Below are 16,535 nucleotides of genomic sequence, written 5' to 3' on the forward strand. Positions count from 1 at the left end.
GCGTCGGCGGTGTATGCGTTGCGCCTGACTCACCACGACGCAAGCCACATCGGCGGTGCACGCGATCGCTGATCACAGCCAGATCGCGTCCCACAATGGATAATCGCCGACCTTCTTAACCAGCCCGGCGCGGACCGGGTTCATGATGATGTAGCGCGCTGCGCTTCTGAGATCATCTTCGCGGCGCAAGGCACGGCCGTAATACCCCTTTTGCCAGAGTCGGCCACAGGTCCCGTTTCGTCGATTGATGGCCAGGCTGCTGCGCGCTTTCATCCGGCCAACGATCGTAGCCAGGTCGCCCCTGCGCAATTGAAACAACCAGTGCAGATGATCCGGCATCACCACCCAGGCCAATGACTCTACATCCCCTGCGTCATGCAATGCGCGCAACTGAGCAACCAGCGACCGGGCGCTCTGCAAGCAGGAAAAAACCTGAGCTCGACCAACCGTCACACAGGTGATGGAGTAAACCTGGCCTACCTCGCTGCAGCGCCCCTTGCGCAATACATAGGCTTTCCTGCACGCCGACATTCCCTGTCCACCGAAAAAGCCATCAACCTAGAAAACAGACGGCCTCAGGGCAAGCGCACAATCATTGCCGGATCTGACGGCGTTTTCAGAACCCCGAGCCGGCCTGGTCGAGGCAGGCGTCGACTTCAGCATCAGTGGGATGACGCAGGATCTCCAGCGAGTCAGACGTCCAACTCACCAGGCCCAGTTCGGCAAACTCGCCAAGCCAGCCCTCCATAGGCCATTGCGCCCAGCGCTGGTGGAAGCGTTGCGCATTGGCCACGATCGCCGAGAAATGGTTGAGCGGCGGACGCCAGGTAGGGTGGTATTGATGGAAGGCCAAGGCCGCTGCCGTTCGTAGCTCAACGCCATGGTGACGCGCGCTGAACGCAAAATCCGTGTCTTCGGCGCCGTAGCCCAGGTACCCCTCGTCGAATCCACCGATGCGTTCGAATACCTCACGGGTGCAAGCGAAATTCAGCGACCAGAACAGGTGATGCGCAAGCAGCGAACCCGGCTTTCCGCGGTATTGGCTGAGCGGATGGGCAACGCCGTCGCGTATCAGCGTGGCTTGAGTCCAGTCTTCCATCCGCGCGCTACTGGGCAGGTAACGGACCTCGCCCAGGTGCAGGGCTTCAGGTCTTTCGCGCAGCGCCGCCGTGTAATCGGACAGCAGGCTTTGGCTCGGAATGCAGTCCACGTCGAGGAATACCCACTGCTCACCCTCACAGTGGCGTACGGCATTGCGCGCCCTCGCCAGCGGCAAGCCATGGGACGCGTCATCGACCACAAAGCAGTGGATGGGAAAGCGGTCGCTGTGCAACTCACGCGCCGGCTGGTTCATGAACACCACCCAGAACGCTTCGGGCATCAGGCTGCCCTGCTCCAGCCCCCGGATGACATTGGCCAGCTGTCGCTCGCGGCCATGCACCAGCGTGATCACATTCACCATGTCACATTTACCCTGTCAGAACCCACTCACCTTGCACAACCCCGGCAACCGCGCCGGCTCGCCGTACCCGCCGCCTGCCGGTGCACATCGGCTGACGCGCACAGAGCCACTCCAGGCAATGCGCCGGCCGCGGGCTTCCACCTGCTCGATCAGATGCCGCTCGTCATGCCCCAGCGTGGCATTCAGCCCCCCTGCGTCGATGTAGGCCAAGGTACTGATCCCCAGATTCGCCACATGGACGTTCGAGCGCCGCTCGTCCATAGCCACCGACCGCCGCCGCCGACCGTGCACCAAGGGACTGGTCCCCGGCTCGGCATCCACCCGCCCACACACTGCATCGACGCCATAGGCCAGTTGCGCCGCCAGCCAATCATCAGGCACCTGAACATCAGCTTCGGTGCAAGCCAGCCATCGTGCGCCAGCCTGCACCAGATGGGCAGCGCCGGCGGCCCGGGAGGCCACTTTGTCCGCGACATTGATGTCGATCAACCTCACCGGATAGCGCTGGGCGATATCACGCGACCTGTCACTGCAGCCATCCAGCACCACAACGATCCGCACCAGTTCGGTACACAAGGTACCGTGCTCGGCAGCCAGCATGACCGACTGCAGGCATCGGTCGAGGCTGGCCTGCTCGTTTTGCACAGGAATGATGACGCCAATCATGCTGAACCTCTTGAGGACACGAAATCGTCGAGGCCATGCTGGCCATTGACCAGCAATCGACTCGGAGATGAACGAGAGGTTTCAGATAAACGATGAAACGTTGGGATTCATTCAAGACCGATCTTGAGCAATTCCCCGTCGTCGTCGTCGGTCAACACATACAGATAGCCATCCGGACCTTGGCGCACGTCGCGGATTCGCTCGCCGCGCTCGCCCAGCAGACGTTCCTCATGAACCACTTTGTCGCCCTCGAACTGCAGGCGGATCAGGTCTTCGGAGGCCAGTGCACCGATGAACAGATTGTGGTTCCAGCGCTTGAACTTGTCGTTGTCATAGAACGCCATGCCACTGATGGCAGGTGACTTTTCCCACACATGGTACGGATCGGTGATGCCCGGCCCGGTCTTGCCACGGGCCTCGGGAATCGGCTCCCCGGAGTAGTTGATTCCGTGGGTGTAGAGCGGCCAGCCGTAGTTGGCGCCGCGCTCGATGATGTTCAGCTCGTCGCCGCCACGGGCGCCGTGCTCATGGGTCCACAGGGTGCCGGTCCATGGGTTCAACGCGGCGCCTTGCTGGTTGCGGTGCCCGAACGACCAGATTTCCGGACGCACACCCTTCTGCCCGACGAACGGGTTGTCGTTGGGCACCTTGCCGTCGGCGAAGATGCGCACGACCTTGCCCTGCAGCTTGTCCAGGTCCTGAGAAGTGGCACGCTGGTTGTTCTCGCCCAGGGCGATGAACAGGTACCCGTCGCGGTCGAACACCAGACGGGAACCGAAGTGATTGCCGACCGACAGCTTCGGTTCCTGGCGAAAAATCGTGGTGAAGTTTTCCAGGTGGGTCAGGTCTTCGGACAACCGCCCACGACCGACAGCCGTGCCGCCTTTGCCATCCGTGCCCTGTTCGGCATACGACAGGTAAACCATGCGGTCGGCCTTGAAGTCGGGCGACAGCACGACGTCAAGCAAGCCACCCTGGTTCTTCGCCCATACCTGCGGTACCCCGCTGATGGGTGAAGAGATTTTGCCCTCGGCGCTGACCACGCGCAGATCACCCGGTTTTTCCGTGACCAGCATGCCCTTGTTGTCCGGCAGGAACGCCAGGCCCCAAGGGTATTTGAGGCCTTCGGCTACGGTCGTCACGGTGATCTGGCCCAGTTCGCTCGGGTAGGTGGTCACCGTTGCCGCCGAAGCGGCCAGTCCGTACAGCGCAAGGCCGGCGCAAGCCGAGGCCAAAAGGGTTTTTTGCAACATGGGCTTATCCTTCAGCAAGAATGGAGTGATCAACGCGTGCCAGGGGCGGTGCGGGGTTGTTGGGTGCCGTTGGCCGGACGGCGCAGGTTTTCACCGTTGCCGATGCCGCGGTTTTCGAGCGTCGGCGGCCGCGGATTGTCGGTGCGCGGCGTCGGCTGGCGAAGTTGCGGATTGGGCGCAGTAGTACCCTGCCGGCTGTTCGGATTGATCCGCCGAGTAGGGCTGTTGTAGGGGTTGGACGTATCGTTGGCGGCCAGGGTGACTGGCTCACGCGGTTGCTCGGTGGCCCTCGGCGCTTGGGCCATCGCCGAGTGAGACAGCAGCGCGCCAAACACCAGGGACGCCAGTAGGGACAACTTCATGGATATCTCGCCCTCGATCACGGTGGATTCAAGGGTTTGAGGATGAATTACCCCCGACGTTCGCTGCGGCATGGCCCGACGACCTCATCGAGGTGATTCACCATGTTTCGAGCCCCCCCCCGCAACACTCAAGGCTGGGTCAGGCCAAGCCGCTCGTGCCACTGCGCAAGCGACTCGTCCGGGTACTGCTGGAACTGCCGGTCGTGCTTGCCGGTCTCCACCTCGACCCAGCTTGCCTTGGAATCGAGCAGCAGGTGGGTGTGTTCAGGTGGCACTGGCAACTCGCTGTCAATGGCACTGGCGAATGGATGCACCAGCTCCGGCCAGGCCGGATCGAACAACCACAGCGCGCTGCCGCACAGATGGCAGAAATGCCGCTCGGCGGTGCTGGGGTGAGTGCCACTGCCGCTCTCGTTTGGCAGCCTGGCATGGTAGACGGTGATATGACTGCGACCCTGCACATTGAGACTGGCCGCCTCGCCGCCCAGGTTGATGGCATAACCGCCGCCGCCCTGGGTCTTGCGGCAGATCGAACAGTAGCACCGCTGATAGGGGTAAGGATGGGCGCTGTGCAGGCTGAAAGTGACAGCACCGCAGTGACAGGATCCGTGCAGTTGCATGGCTGAACTCCGTATCGAGTGGCGATCAATGAGCGGTTGATGAACGTTCAGCGTAGACCCTGCACGACCCGTTCAGTTTCGCAGGTGTCGCCCGCTGGCCGCGACGAACAGGAGCAGCACGATCAACACGCCCAGGGCAATCGACAGGCTGCTGGCGTGGGCCACGAAGCCGATGAAGGCCGGACCGACCAGGATGCCCGCATACCCAAGGGAGGTCATGGCAGGAATGGCGGCGCTCTGCGGCATGGTGGTCTGGCGCCCGACCGCGGTGAACAGCACCGGGACGATGTTCGAGCAGCCTGCACCGATCAAGGCATAGCCCAGCAATGCCGCCGGCCAAGCCGGAATGGCAAGCGACAAGGCCAGCCCGATCGCCGCGCAGAGCCCCCCGTACAACGTGACACGGGCGCCACCGAAGCGCGAGACGATGGCATCGCCGGTCAGCCGGCCGATGGTCATGGTCGTGGCGAAGGCAGCATAGCCAAGCCCTGCATAGGCAGGTTGCATGTCGCGCTCGGAAACCAGGAATACAGCACTCCAGTCGAGCATGGCCCCCTCGGTGAGAAAGACGATGAAGCACAGCGCCCCGAGAAACAGCACGACCCCACGTGGCATGGCGAACAGCGGTCCGTCGCTTTCATTGCCATAGGGCAGCAGATGCGGCGCCGCCTTGAACACCGCGACAAGGGTCAGCAATACCACGCAGGCCACCGCCAGCAGCGGCGACAGGCCCAGCGCAAGCAAAGCGGTCATGCCGCCCGCTCCGAGGATGCCACCCACGCTGAACAGACCGTGAAAGCCGGACATCATCGGCCGGCCACTGGCCTTCTCGACCAGCACCGCCTGGATGTTCATGGCGCAGTCGATGGCGCCCATTCCCGCGCCGAACACCAGGATTGCGGCGATCAACAGCGGCAGGGTTGCCACGCTGGCCAGCAGCGGCAGCGTCAGACAGATGAGCAAGGCTGCACCGACGATGACGCGCCGGCAGCCCCAGCGCGCGCAGAAATAACCCGCCAATGGCATGGCCAGGATGGAACCTGCGCCCAGCCCAAGCAACAGCAGGCCCAAACTGCCATCGCTGAGCTGCGCCCGCGCCTTGGCCAGCGGCACCAAAGGCGCCCAGGCCGCCATGGCGAAGCCGGCGATGAAGAAAGCGACACGGGTGGAAAACTGCTCTTGCCGACCCGGCGCGGCGGTGGCGAAGGTGCTGTTCGACGACATGATCAAAGCCTTGGATAAAGAGTTTCATGCAGCCGCGCGCACCGCTCGAGCGGAACGCGGCGACCTTGAATGCAAGATGAACAATCGCGACAAATGCCGTGGATCGGCGAACTTGCCAGTAAAAATTCACTCAACGACTGGTGTACCGATCAATAGAGCGACCCGCATTGTGTTCAGTTCCCCGGCGAAAATCCTCCTCCCCCTGCTGTTCCTGCTGCTGACTTCCACCCTGCAAGCCGCTGAAGCACCGGCGGCCGATGCGCCGGTCGAAGCACCAGCGCCGCTGGTGCAAGGCGGTCTGCTGGGTGCCATCAGCACTGGCATCGACGACGTGCAGAAGAAGCTCGATCTCGACGAACATGTGCTCGATACCTGGCGCCTGCGCACCGACCGCGCCGCCAGCGAGGTCGACACCCTGATCAACAAACACTCCCACTCGGCACTCGACCTGGCAACGGATTTCATTCTGCTGTCGCTGTGCTGGATGGCAGCGTTTCTGCTCGCGCATTTTCTCGGGCGCTTCATCGTTGCCCGCAGCGACCGCCGCCGTTTCATCCGCGAGCGGCCGCGCCTGCACAACCTGTTGGGCTACATCCTGCCGTTCACTTTGCCGGCAATCATTGCCCTGCCGGTGACGCTGTATGCCAGTCACTCGCTCGACGCTTCCATCGCCAGAGCCATCGGCATGTCACTGACCTACGCCACCAGCAGCGGCATTTTCTCCACTTCGGTGATCATGTGCGTGATCACCCTGTTCGACAGCGGTCACAAGCGGGCAGCGGTGACGGCACTGCGTCGCTATGCGCCGCGCCCGCTGTTCATGATCGGCTTTCTGGCGGCCCTGAGCGACGCCCTCACCAGCCCGCAGATCGCCCGTCAGTTGGGCACCAATTTCACCGCCAGCCTGGCGGTGGTCGCGGGCCTGTTCGCCACGCTGTCCTTCGCGGTGCTGGTGGTGCGCATGCGCCGGCCGGTGGCGCATCTGATCCGCAATCGGCCACTGGCGCAGCGCCTGCAGCACCGCGGGGTGCAAGAGTCGCTGCGGCTGTTTTCGTCGCTGTGGTACCTGCCCATCCTGCTGATGATTCTGGTCTCGGCGGTGCATCTGATCGGCGCGGGCGAGGAAAGCCAGAAAGCCTTGCAGAACGCCCTGCTCACCACCGTGCTGCTGATCGCCACGGTGTTCCTCAGCACTGTCATGCAACACCTGTTCAAACCCGCCGCTGCCGCCAGCGCAGCACCGCGCCTGCGGCCCTATAAAGAGTTGCTGCGCAACTTGGGCCACGCCGTCGTGCGCATCGTCATGGCCATTGCCTTCATCGAATTGCTGGGACGCATCTGGGGCGTGTCGATGCTCGAATTTGCCGCCAGCAACAGCATGGGCCGAGCGATCAGCGATTCGCTGAGCAGCATCGGCTTGATCCTGCTGGTGACCTGGCTGTTGTGGGTCGTGCTGGACACGGCCATCCAGGAAGCGCTCAAGCCCTCGGTCGGCAAGCGCGCCTCGCGCCAGCCGAGCACGCGGGTGCTGACCATCCTGCCAATGCTGCGCAACGCCATCAAGATCATCCTGCTGGTGATCTGCACCATCACCACCATGGCCAACCTGGGCATCAACGTCGCGCCGCTTCTGGCCGGTGCCGGGGTAGTCGGCCTGGCCATCGGCTTTGGTTCGCAGCAGCTGGTGCAGGATGTGATCACCGGCCTGTTCATCCTCATCGAAGACACCATCGCCATCGGTGACTGGGTGGTACTCGACTCCGGCCACGCCGGCACGGTTGAAAGCCTGACGATCCGCACTCTGCGCCTGCGCGATGGCAAGGGCTTCGTGCATTCGGTGCCCTTCGGCCAGATCAAGGCGGTGACCAACCAGTCCCGGCAGTTCGCCTACGCGTTCTTCTCGGTGCAGTTCACCTACGACAGCGACATCGACACGGCCCTGGACCTGATCAGGCAGGCCGGTCAATCCATCGTCGACGACGTGATGCTCAAGCACAACCTGCAAGGCCCGCTGCAGGTGTTCGGGGTGGACAAGATGGACCTCAATGGCATCGTGCTGACCTCGCAGTTCCGCACCGTGTCCGGTGGTCAGTACGGCGTGGGCCGGGCATTCAACGAGCGCCTGAAGAAGCTGGTCGACCAGCATGACAACGTGCGTTTCGCCCAGTACTACCCTGCCCTGGGCCTGCCCGCTCCGGCCCCGGCCTGAAGCACCCGCGGTAAAAACCTCGGCGCCGAGGTTCACAGGGTGCGTGAACGTCGGCGCCGAGGTTTCCGTCGATGTTCAAGGCGCGGACGGATCAGCTGCCATCGCCGCCGTGGGCTTCTTCGAAGAAGTAGTCTTTCCAGCTGTCAGCCTTGTTCTTCAATACACCCAGCTCATGCAGGCGCTGGGCGTAAATGAAGGTACGTTGCGGCACCACCGTGAAGTCGATCTCCGGGTCCTGGACGATCTTTTCCACGAACGCCTCGCTCAAGGTCGATTTCTCTACGCGGATATAGGTCTTGGCGGCGGCCACTTTGTCGGCCTTGACGATCTGCGCGGCTTCCACCAATGCGTCGTAGAACGCCTTGTAGGTCTTTGGGTTGTCGTCGTGAAATTTCTGCGTGGTGTACAGCACATTGAAGGTGGCCGGACCGCCGAGGATGTCGTAGCTGCTGAGCACCTTGTGCACCTTGGGGTTTTCCAGGGCCTGGTACTGGAACGGCGGGCTGGAGAAATGCGCGCTGATTTCCGAACCGCCGGCCATCAACGCCGAGGTGGCGTCCGGATGGGGGATGCTCACCGAAATGTTGTCGAATTTCTTGAATTCCTTGTCGCCATAAAGTTTGGCCGTCTCTAATTGCAGCGTGCGCGACTGGAAGCCGACCCCTGCGGCCGGCACCGCGATGCGGTCCTTGTCGGTGAAGTCCTGGAGGGTCTTGACGTCGGGATTGTTACTGAGCAAGTAGTTGGGCATCGAGCCCAGCGACGCGATCGCCTTGACGTTCTGCCGACCCTTGGTGCGGTCCCAGACGGTGAGCATCGGCGGCACGCCGGCCGAAACCACATCCAGCGCACCGGCGAGCAACGCCTCGTTCATCGCGGTGGCTCCGGAAATGCTGTTCCAGTCCACCTCGATGTCCACGCCCTGCTGCTTGCCGTGTTTCTCGATCAGTTGCTGGTCACGCACGACATCGAGGATCAGGTAGCCGATGCCGAACTGCTGGGCGATGCTGATCTTGCCTTCGGCGCTGGCGCCGCTGGCCAGCAGTGCGCCGGCCAGGCCGCAGGCCAGGGATAGCTTGCTTGCAAATACCATGATGAAGTCTCTGGACTAAAGGAAATGGACTCAGCGCTGCATGCCCCAGCGCTTGATGGTGAGGCGTTCGAACGTGTTGAACAGCAGGTTTTCCACCAGCAGGCCGATCAGAATCACCGCAGCCAGGCCGGCGAACACCTTGTCGGTGTACAGCTCGTTGCGATTCTGGAAGATGTACCAGCCCAGGCCGCCCTTGCCTGACGAGGCGCCGAACACCAGTTCAGCAGCGATCAACGTGCGCCAGGCGAACGCCCAGCCGATCTTCAAGCCTGCCAGGATCGACGGCAGTGCCGCCGGAATGAGGATGTACCAGACGAATCGCAGGCCACGCAGGCCGTAGTTGCGACCCGCCATGCGCTGGGTTTCCGAGACGCCGAGAAAGCCGGCGTAGGTGTTCAGCGCCAGCGCCCACAGCACTGAATGCACCAGCACGAAAATCAGGCTGTTTTCGCCCAGGCCGAACCACAGCAGTGACAACGGCAGCAAGGCAATGGCCGGCAGCGGGTTGAACATTGCCGTCAAGGTGCTGAGCAGGTCGCGCCCCAGCTGGGTCGACACTGCCAGTGTGGTCAAGCCAAAGGCCAGGACAATGCCGATCAGGTAGCCCTTGATCAGTACCGTCAGCGAAATCCATACCTTGCTCAACAGTTCGCCACTGGCCACTCCATCGATGAAGGCATGCGCGGTCTGCATGAAGCTGGGCAGCAACAAGTCGTTGTTCTGCCAACGGGCGGCCAGCTCCCAGATTACCGCAAGGGCCAGCAGGATCACGCCCTTGCGCACCCAGGCCTGCTGCCAGATACGCTGCGGCCAGGAAATATCACGCACCAGTTCGGCTTGGGTGAACGGCTCCAGAGTGACTTCATACTCCTGGCGCACGGGTGGGGAAAGGCTCATGTCGTTGCTCCGAATTCGGCGAGATCAGTAGGCGATGCGCAGGCGCTGGAAATCCACCGGCCGGTCCAGCTCAGGCGCTTCGCCCTCGTCGAACAGCAGGCGATGGATGCGTTGCGCGCTGGCCTGGAAATCGACCCCGCCCAGGCTGCTCAGGTCGAACTGATGGCTGTTGATTTCCGCCCGCACCCGCCCTGGGTGTGGCGACAGCAGCAAAATGCGGTTGCCCACCACCAACGCTTCCTCGATGGAGTGGGTAACGAAGAGCAAGGTGAAGCGCACTTCCTGCCACAGTTCCAGCAGCTCTTCCTGCATCTTGCGTCGCGTCAGTGCGTCGAGCGCGGCGAACGGTTCGTCCATCAGCAGGATCTTCGGCTGCATGGCCAGCGCACGAGCGATGGCCACCCGCGCCTTCATGCCGCCAGACAGCGTGTGCGGATAGGCATCGGCAAAGGCGCTGAGGCCGACCTTTTCCAGGTAATGGCGGGCGCGCTCGTTGGCTTCGGCGCGCTTCAAGGTGCGTGACGCCAGCAGCGGGAACATCACGTTCTCGATCACGGTTTTCCAGGCCGGCAGTTGGTCGAACTCCTGGAACACCACGATACGGTCAGGGCCTGGCTCTTCTATGCGCTGCCCGGCGAGGCGAATCTGCCCTTCGCTGGGCTTGATGAAGCCCGCCACTGCCTTGAGCAGGGTAGATTTCCCGCACCCGGAGGGACCCAACAGGACGAAGCGATCGGCACGGTCCACTTCGAAGCTGACCTGGTGCGTCGCGCGTACCACCCGTTCGGAGGTGCGGTATTCGAGGCTGACGTTGTCCACCTGCAACAGGGGCTCGGGAGTCGTCAGTGGCGTGGGGTTACCTTCGAGATCAGCGCTGGCCGTGTGGCCTGGCAGTGCAGCGTTCATGCAAGACTCCCTATCAAAACGGCGCATCGCCCTGGATGGTGGTGCGGTACAGCTTGCGCCGCAGGTGGTCCGGGCAGCCGGCTGCGAGGTGTATCAACGAACGGTTGTCCCAGAACACCATGTCGTGGGGCTGCCACTGATGCCGATACACATGCTCGTCGCGCACGCTGTGGGCATAGAGCTGCTGCAGCAGGTCGCGGCTTTCGTCCTGTGGCAGGCCCACGATGTGCGTGGTGAAACCTTCACTGACGAACAACGCCTTGCGCCCGTTTTCCGGGTGGGTGCGTACCACCGGATGGGTCACGGTGACCACCTGGGCCAGCTGTTCAGCGCTCAGGGTCGGTCGCCAGTTGGCGGCGTTCTTGCCCTCGCTGTAGCGCGCGGTATAGGAATGCACGGCGTGCTTGCCCTCAACCGCCTGGCGCAGCACTGCTGGCAGGGTGTCCCAAGCCCTGTGCATGTCGGCAAACAGGGTGTCACCGCCTTCACTGGGCAGTTCCTGCGCATGCAGCATGGAGCCCAGGCTCGGCAGTTCTTTATAGGAGAGGTCCGAATGCCAATATTTGCCGGCGTCGCCCAGCCCGACTGGCTGGCTATTTTCGACAATGTTGGAAACGATGAGAATTTCCGGGTGCCCTGCCAGCAGGAACTGCTTGAGCACGTGAATCTGCAGCACGCCAAAACGGCGACTGAAGTCGATTTGCTGCTGGGGGGTGATGCGCTGATCGCGAAATACCACGATGTGATGGTCGAGGTGTGCGCGGTGGATGCGCGCGAAGTCCTCGTCGCTCAAAGCAAGACGCAGGTCCAGGCCGATGATTTCAGCACCGACATGGCCGGCCAGCGGGCGAACTTCGAACGATTGACGGGAGATTTCAGGAAGGACGGCGGCCATGTTGTGCTCCGACTCTGGCTATTGAGTACGAGGGGATAGCCAGACTGTAGAGCTATAAGAAAATAAATTTAAATACCCTTATCGAATAACGATATCACTGGGAGGACTTTCATCTGGCGGGTCTCCTACGGATGTGTTTGATCCGCTTGAATATTTTTTCGAACGTCATGAAGAAAACAACAGGATCGGCTGTCAGAAACCCGCTATTTACCCTGCGCTATTGCGAAACATCTTACAGTCAAATACTGTACGCACGTACAGCCAATAAGGAAATGTGACGTGACCACTGCCACCCCTGCCGCGCCGAGCGCCTATGAACGTCTTGGCGTGCGCGTCCAGAAGATCATCAATTCGCCCACCGCGCAGAAGTCCCGCGCGGCCCTGATCTTCCGGCTCGAGCACGAGAGCGAGGACGATTGGGCACAAATGCTCGAAGAAATCGCCGAGAACGACAACGTCACCCTCGCCCACCGCGACGACGGTGGCGTGCAGATTTTCTGGGTCGTGCCGAAGGAAGATTGATTCGATGATGGTCCGCAGTTTTTTCATCAGTTTGATGTTGTTCAGCTTCACCGCCCATGCCGATGCCCCGCGCACTTTCAGCGAAGCCAAGAAAGTCGCCTGGAAGCTGTACGCCCCGCAGTCCACAGAGTTTTACTGCGGCTGCAAGTACACCGGCAATCGGGTCAACCTTGCGGCCTGCGGCTATGTACCGCGCAAGAACGCCAACCGCGCTGCGCGCATCGAATGGGAACACATTGTCCCGGCCTGGCAGATCGGCCACCAGCGCCAGTGCTGGCAGAACGGCGGGCGCAAGAACTGCACCCGCAATGACAAGGTCTACCAGACCGCCGAAGCCGATCTGCACAACCTGGTGCCGAGCATTGGCGAGGTGAATGGCGACCGCAGCAACTTCAGTTTCGGCTGGCTGCCCGAACAGCGCGGGCAGTACGGCTCATGCCTGACCCAGGTCGACTTCAAGGCCAAGAAGGTCATGCCACGGCCTTCGATCCGCGGAATGATCGCGCGCACCTATATGTACATGAGCAAGCAGTACGGGTTGCGCCTGTCGCGCCAGGACACCCAGCTGTACCAGGCCTGGGACAAGACCTACCCGGTGCAGGTGTGGGAACGCCAGCGCAACCAGCAGGTCGCCTGCGTGATGGGCCACGGCAACGCCTTCGTCGGACCGGTGGACCTCAAAGCCTGCGGATGAACCCGGAACGCCCTGGCGTGCAACCGCGCCTCAGGGCTTGTCGGCCTCGCTGAACGGCATCACCACCGATTCGATGCCGCGCGAGCCCATCAGCCGGGCGCGCTCCTTGTCGGCCTCGGCCCGGCTGTCGAACGGCCCGAGGTAGACGAGGGTCTGGCCGTCACGCTGAACGAAGCTGGCAACGAAGCCGTTTTCCACCAGCCGCGCCGCCATGTCGGTCACCGAGCCCATGTTGCGACCCGAAACGATGCGCACTTCCCAGCGCTGCCCTGGCTGTTCGGCCACATCCACCGGCGCCAGCAGTTCCTCGGCGCTGCCGCACACTTCGCGCACGCGAGGGTCGTTGCCGTCGTTGTCGATGACCACTTCGAACTGATCACCATGGGGAACGGCCGCGTAGCTGCGATAAGGTCCGTAGACGCCTTGGGCGTTCTTGCCCTTTACCTGGCCACAGTAGTTGCCCTGATCGGTGGTGCGAACGTTGGTGAAGCGCGCCGTCTTGGGGTTCTCCAACAACTGCGACACCGCCTCATGGGCTTTTTCGAACGCGGTACCGCAACCGGCCAACGTCAGCATTGCCATCACCATCATCAACTTGCGCACACGGCTACCTCCAGAATTCGAGGCGGTGATTTTATCACTATCCACACTGCCGGCGCCCGTTCGCGCATCGACCGCCGCTGACGGCTCGGCCACGTCGTGGCATCATGCAAGCCTTACCTTTTCGAATAGCCAGCAGGGCCCCGACATGATCGCCAAAGAAGACCGCAACGCAGCCGCACTGGCGATATTCCTCGACGCCCACCCCGAGTTGCGTGAAGAAATTCAGGTGCTGGACAGCTGCGAGCAGGCGGAACAGGTGCAGTGGGCGTTCGAGGATGAAGCCCAGGCTCAGGGCCTGGAACCGTGGGAGCTGGCGCTGCAGTTGATCGCGCAAAGCCCGGAAGAACTCAAGACCATGCGCCTGGAGGTTCACCAGGAAGTGGCGGACGCACTGGGCCTGAGCTGGGAAGACTATTGCGAATTCAATGCCGTCGAACTGTGACATGACCGACGGTCTCAAGCTCGATCGAACCCTGCTCGCCGATCACGCCTCGAAAGGATGACACCCACGTCAACCTGCGAGGCATGCCATGACTATCGATCTCGACCCCATCCCGCTTATCGGCCAGGCCGAGGAATCACCCCTCGACGATGATGTGCACAGCGATGGCGCCGCGCTGAACGACGCCGACGACGGCGAGCCCGAAGTACTCCCGGACGATCCGGACATCGACGGCGCCGATGCGTCCACCGAGCCTAGCTGAGTACCGGGCATCCGTCCGGTGATTCGCCAGGGGGACATGAGGTCTGCCTTGGCGAACCCATATCCAAACGATCAATAGTAGTTTTTTGCCATCACCACGGAACTGGCCAATGGCCTGCATGTCTGATGCCCGGTAACACGGGAGTAAACTATGACAAGCCGGTTCACGGACTACGAGATTCGCTACGTCCTCAACGGTGAGGCCAGGCGCTTTCAGCAGCGCGATACGCACATGAGCGATGCCGATGCCTGGTACTACGCCGCGCTGCACTCGGGCATCGGGCTGGTCTACGGCGGCACCAACGCGGCGGAACATGCGGCGCAACTCAGAAGGCATGTCGAACGCCGCGGGCTGCGTGACGTACAGTGGCGGCCGTTGAACTGAATCTGCGATATCGGGCATTGACAGGCTGCAGCCATCCGCAATGAGGTAGCCGCAATGGTCGAGCACGATCTACTGGCTTTGTATTTGATGCGTCTGCATCAGCACCAGCAGGCTTATGCCGGTGCCCTGGACGATGTGCGACACTGCCTGGACCGGCCCGGCGCAGGTGCGGAGGTTCACCAGGTGCTCGCTGACCTCGAACGGCGCAGTGCGGAACTGGCCAAGCTCATCCAGCGTCTCGAGCACATCAACCAATGAACGCAAAAAAGGCCCACCTTTCGGTGAGCCTTTGAAGACCGCCCAGCAGAGCGGATTTTGTTTGGTAGGCGCGATTGGACTCGAACCAACGACCCCCACCATGTCAAGGTGGTGCTCTAACCAACTGAGCTACGTGCCTGCTGTGAGGCGGCATTCTACGGATTCGGGATTGCCTGTCAACTCCTTTTTTTGCGCTAACCCTATGAAATGCGGAATTATTTTTGGCAGCCGTCAATTCGACGCGCTGGTGAGGTATGGGCAACTGCGTTAGCATCCCGGCACAGGCGAAATCCACCCAGCCGAGGTTGCCCGATGTCCAGCATGCAATATCCCCCGTCCTTCTACGCCGCGTCTGCCAATGCAGCGTCGTCTCGCCCTGCCCTCCAGGACGACGTGGAAGCGGACGTGTGCATCATCGGCGCAGGCTATACCGGGCTTTCCAGTGCGCTGTTCCTGCTCGAACGCGGTTTCAGCGTTTGCGTGCTGGAGGCGGCCAAGGTCGGCTTTGGTGCATCGGGGCGCAACGGTGGGCAGATCGTCAACAGCTACAGCCGCGATCTGGATGTGATCGAACGCAGCGTCGGTGCCGAACAGGCGCGGTTGCTCGGCGACATGGCCTTCGAGGGCGCACGAATCATTCGTGAGCGAGTGACTCGCTACGGGATCAATTGCGACTTGAAGAACGGTGGCGTGTTCGCTGCGCTGACGGCCAAACAGATGAAGCATCTGGAGGGTCAACAGCGCCTGTGGGAACGCTATGGGCATTCCCAGCTGGAGCTGATGGATCAGGGCCGGATCCGTCAGGTCGTCGATTGCCAGCAATACGTGGGCGGCTTGCTGGATGTCAGTGGCGGGCATATCCATCCATTGAACCTGGCGTTGGGCGAAGCGGCCGCGGTCGAATCCCTGGGTGGGCGCATCCATGAACAGTCGCCGGCCCTGCGTATCGAGCGTGGCGCCAATCCTGTCGTGCATACCGCTCAGGGTCGGGTGCGGGCAAAATTCGTGATCGTTGCCGGCAATGCGTACCTGGGCGAGCTGGTGCCGGAACTGGCCGCGAAGTCCATGCCCTGCGGCACTCAGGTGATCGCCACGGAACCCTTGGGCGAAGCGCTGGCACGCAGCCTGCTGCCGCAGGATTACTGTGTGGAAGACTGCAACTATCTGCTCGACTACTACCGCCTGACGGCCGACAAACGCCTGATTTTCGGCGGTGGCGTGGTGTATGGCGCACGGGATCCAGCCAACATCGAGGCGATCATTCGGCCGAAGATGCTCAAGGCGTTCCCGCAGCTGGCGCAGGTGAAGATCGACTACGCCTGGACGGGCAACTTCCTGCTGACCTTGTCGAGGCTGCCGCAGATGGGACGCCTGGGCGACAACATTTATTATTCCCAGGGCTGCAGCGGCCATGGGGTGACCTACACCCATCTGGCAGGCAAGGTGCTCGCCGAGGCGCTGAGCGGCCAAGCCGAGCGCTTCGATGCTTTTGCCGATCTGCCACATTATCCCTTCCCCGGCGGCCGCACCTTCGGCGCGCCGCTGACACAATTGGGCGCCTGGTATTACAGCCTGCGCGATCGCCTGGGGTTTTGATCGGACCGCGAGCAGCCTGAACCCCTGCGGCGCCCCCGGACGCGCTGCTACAGGCACCGCGTTCCCCTGTAGCAGCGGCGCAAGCCGCGTCCGGGGGCGCTGTGGCGGGTCAGGCGGAACGTGTGCACCGCCGACGCGGCTCGCGCCGCTGCTACAGGCACCGCGATCCCCTGTAGCAGCGGCGCAA

General features: G+C 62.1%; 20 protein-coding genes and 1 tRNA gene. 8 read left to right on the top strand and 13 right to left on the bottom strand.

Features of this window, described 5'->3' with window-relative positions:
• Positions 1-72: 72 nt before the first annotated feature.
• The 7 genes from IFT98_RS20420 to IFT98_RS20450 form a co-directional block, all read right to left on the bottom strand.
• A complete protein-coding gene (locus tag IFT98_RS20420; protein ID WP_192047094.1) occupies positions 73-531 on the bottom strand; it encodes an REP-associated tyrosine transposase in 459 nt (152 codons plus the stop codon).
• A gap of 85 nt (positions 532-616) precedes the next feature.
• Entirely contained in the window at positions 617-1,462 is an 846-nt protein-coding gene (locus IFT98_RS20425; RefSeq protein ID WP_197976530.1) for a glycosyltransferase family 2 protein, read from the bottom strand.
• 15 nt (positions 1,463-1,477) lie between these two features.
• The gene (locus tag IFT98_RS20430) at positions 1,478-2,128 is read right to left on the bottom strand and encodes a glycosyltransferase (protein ID WP_192047095.1); all 651 of its coding nucleotides are present in this window, start codon (positions 2,126-2,128) and stop codon (positions 1,478-1,480) included.
• Between the two features lie 107 nt (positions 2,129-2,235).
• A complete protein-coding gene (locus IFT98_RS20435) occupies positions 2,236-3,381 on the bottom strand; it encodes a PQQ-dependent sugar dehydrogenase (protein ID WP_192047096.1) in 1,146 nt (381 codons plus the stop codon).
• Between the two features lie 29 nt (positions 3,382-3,410).
• Positions 3,411-3,743 (bottom strand): hypothetical protein, encoded by a 333-nt coding sequence (locus IFT98_RS20440; RefSeq protein ID WP_446730802.1) that lies wholly within the window; start codon positions 3,741-3,743, stop codon positions 3,411-3,413.
• A 128-nt stretch (positions 3,744-3,871) separates the two neighbouring features.
• The gene (locus tag IFT98_RS20445) at positions 3,872-4,363 is read right to left on the bottom strand and encodes a GFA family protein (RefSeq protein WP_192047097.1); all 492 of its coding nucleotides are present in this window, start codon (positions 4,361-4,363) and stop codon (positions 3,872-3,874) included.
• Between the two features lie 72 nt (positions 4,364-4,435).
• Positions 4,436-5,587 carry an MFS transporter gene (locus tag IFT98_RS20450; protein WP_192047098.1) on the bottom strand — a complete coding sequence of 384 codons (1,152 nt, stop codon included), beginning with the start codon at positions 5,585-5,587 and terminating at the stop codon, positions 4,436-4,438.
• 169 nt (positions 5,588-5,756) lie between these two features.
• Between IFT98_RS20450 and IFT98_RS20455 the strand changes: the two genes are divergently transcribed.
• Positions 5,757-7,796, top strand: coding sequence for a mechanosensitive ion channel family protein (locus IFT98_RS20455; RefSeq protein ID WP_446730803.1), 2,040 nt, complete (start codon positions 5,757-5,759; stop codon positions 7,794-7,796).
• 91 nt (positions 7,797-7,887) lie between these two features.
• On the opposite strand, the gene IFT98_RS20460 is transcribed toward IFT98_RS20455, so the two are convergent.
• From IFT98_RS20460 to IFT98_RS20475, 4 genes are read right to left on the bottom strand one after another with little or no spacing between them, the layout of a single operon-like run.
• Complete coding sequence (locus IFT98_RS20460) at positions 7,888-8,889, bottom strand: ABC transporter substrate-binding protein (protein ID WP_122797667.1); 1,002 nt, start codon at positions 8,887-8,889, stop codon at positions 7,888-7,890.
• 30 nt (positions 8,890-8,919) lie between these two features.
• On the bottom strand, positions 8,920-9,786 hold the full coding sequence (locus IFT98_RS20465) for an ABC transporter permease (RefSeq protein WP_192047099.1): 867 nt from the start codon (positions 9,784-9,786) through the stop codon (positions 8,920-8,922).
• A gap of 24 nt (positions 9,787-9,810) precedes the next feature.
• Positions 9,811-10,692, bottom strand: coding sequence for an ABC transporter ATP-binding protein (locus IFT98_RS20470; protein ID WP_192047100.1), 882 nt, complete (start codon positions 10,690-10,692; stop codon positions 9,811-9,813).
• A 13-nt stretch (positions 10,693-10,705) separates the two neighbouring features.
• Positions 10,706-11,587, bottom strand: coding sequence for a TauD/TfdA dioxygenase family protein (locus IFT98_RS20475; protein ID WP_192047101.1), 882 nt, complete (start codon positions 11,585-11,587; stop codon positions 10,706-10,708).
• A gap of 279 nt (positions 11,588-11,866) precedes the next feature.
• On the opposite strand from IFT98_RS20475, the gene IFT98_RS20480 reads away from it, so the two are divergent.
• Positions 11,867-12,109, top strand: coding sequence for a DUF1654 domain-containing protein (locus IFT98_RS20480; RefSeq protein WP_122478175.1), 243 nt, complete (start codon positions 11,867-11,869; stop codon positions 12,107-12,109).
• Positions 12,110-12,113: 4 nt separating this feature from the next.
• Positions 12,114-12,803, top strand: a complete 690-nt coding sequence (locus tag IFT98_RS20485; protein WP_192047102.1) for an endonuclease — start codon at positions 12,114-12,116, stop codon at positions 12,801-12,803.
• A gap of 30 nt (positions 12,804-12,833) precedes the next feature.
• Here the strand turns inward: IFT98_RS20485 and IFT98_RS20490 are convergent, their stop codons facing one another.
• Positions 12,834-13,406: an SPOR domain-containing protein gene (locus IFT98_RS20490; protein ID WP_192047103.1), complete on the bottom strand. Its 573-nt coding sequence runs from the start codon at positions 13,404-13,406 to the stop codon at positions 12,834-12,836.
• Between the two features lie 145 nt (positions 13,407-13,551).
• Here IFT98_RS20490 and IFT98_RS20495 point away from each other — a divergent pair, with 145 nt between their 5' ends.
• The 4 genes from IFT98_RS20495 to IFT98_RS20510 all read left to right on the top strand — a co-directional run bounded on the left by IFT98_RS20495 (position 13,552) and on the right by IFT98_RS20510 (position 14,752).
• Positions 13,552-13,848: a DUF6388 family protein gene (locus IFT98_RS20495; protein WP_192047104.1), complete on the top strand. Its 297-nt coding sequence runs from the start codon at positions 13,552-13,554 to the stop codon at positions 13,846-13,848.
• An 88-nt stretch (positions 13,849-13,936) separates the two neighbouring features.
• Positions 13,937-14,110, top strand: a complete 174-nt coding sequence (locus tag IFT98_RS20500) for a hypothetical protein (protein WP_192047105.1) — start codon at positions 13,937-13,939, stop codon at positions 14,108-14,110.
• Between the two features lie 150 nt (positions 14,111-14,260).
• On the top strand, positions 14,261-14,494 hold the full coding sequence (locus IFT98_RS20505) for a DUF6555 family protein (RefSeq protein WP_192047106.1): 234 nt from the start codon (positions 14,261-14,263) through the stop codon (positions 14,492-14,494).
• A 54-nt stretch (positions 14,495-14,548) separates the two neighbouring features.
• The gene (locus tag IFT98_RS20510; protein WP_192047107.1) at positions 14,549-14,752 is read left to right on the top strand and encodes a hypothetical protein; all 204 of its coding nucleotides are present in this window, start codon (positions 14,549-14,551) and stop codon (positions 14,750-14,752) included.
• Positions 14,753-14,814: 62 nt separating this feature from the next.
• Here IFT98_RS20510 and IFT98_RS20515 read toward each other — a convergent pair.
• Positions 14,815-14,891: transfer RNA gene (locus tag IFT98_RS20515), tRNA-Val, on the bottom strand.
• A 173-nt stretch (positions 14,892-15,064) separates the two neighbouring features.
• Between IFT98_RS20515 and IFT98_RS20520 the strand changes: the two genes are divergently transcribed.
• On the top strand, positions 15,065-16,348 hold the full coding sequence (locus tag IFT98_RS20520) for an NAD(P)/FAD-dependent oxidoreductase (RefSeq protein ID WP_192047108.1): 1,284 nt from the start codon (positions 15,065-15,067) through the stop codon (positions 16,346-16,348).
• The last annotated feature ends 187 nt before the right edge of the window (positions 16,349-16,535 follow it).

Origin of the sequence: Pseudomonas sp. CFBP 8770, from assembly GCF_014841705.1 — a bacterium.
GTDB lineage: Bacteria > Pseudomonadota > Gammaproteobacteria > Pseudomonadales > Pseudomonadaceae > Aquipseudomonas.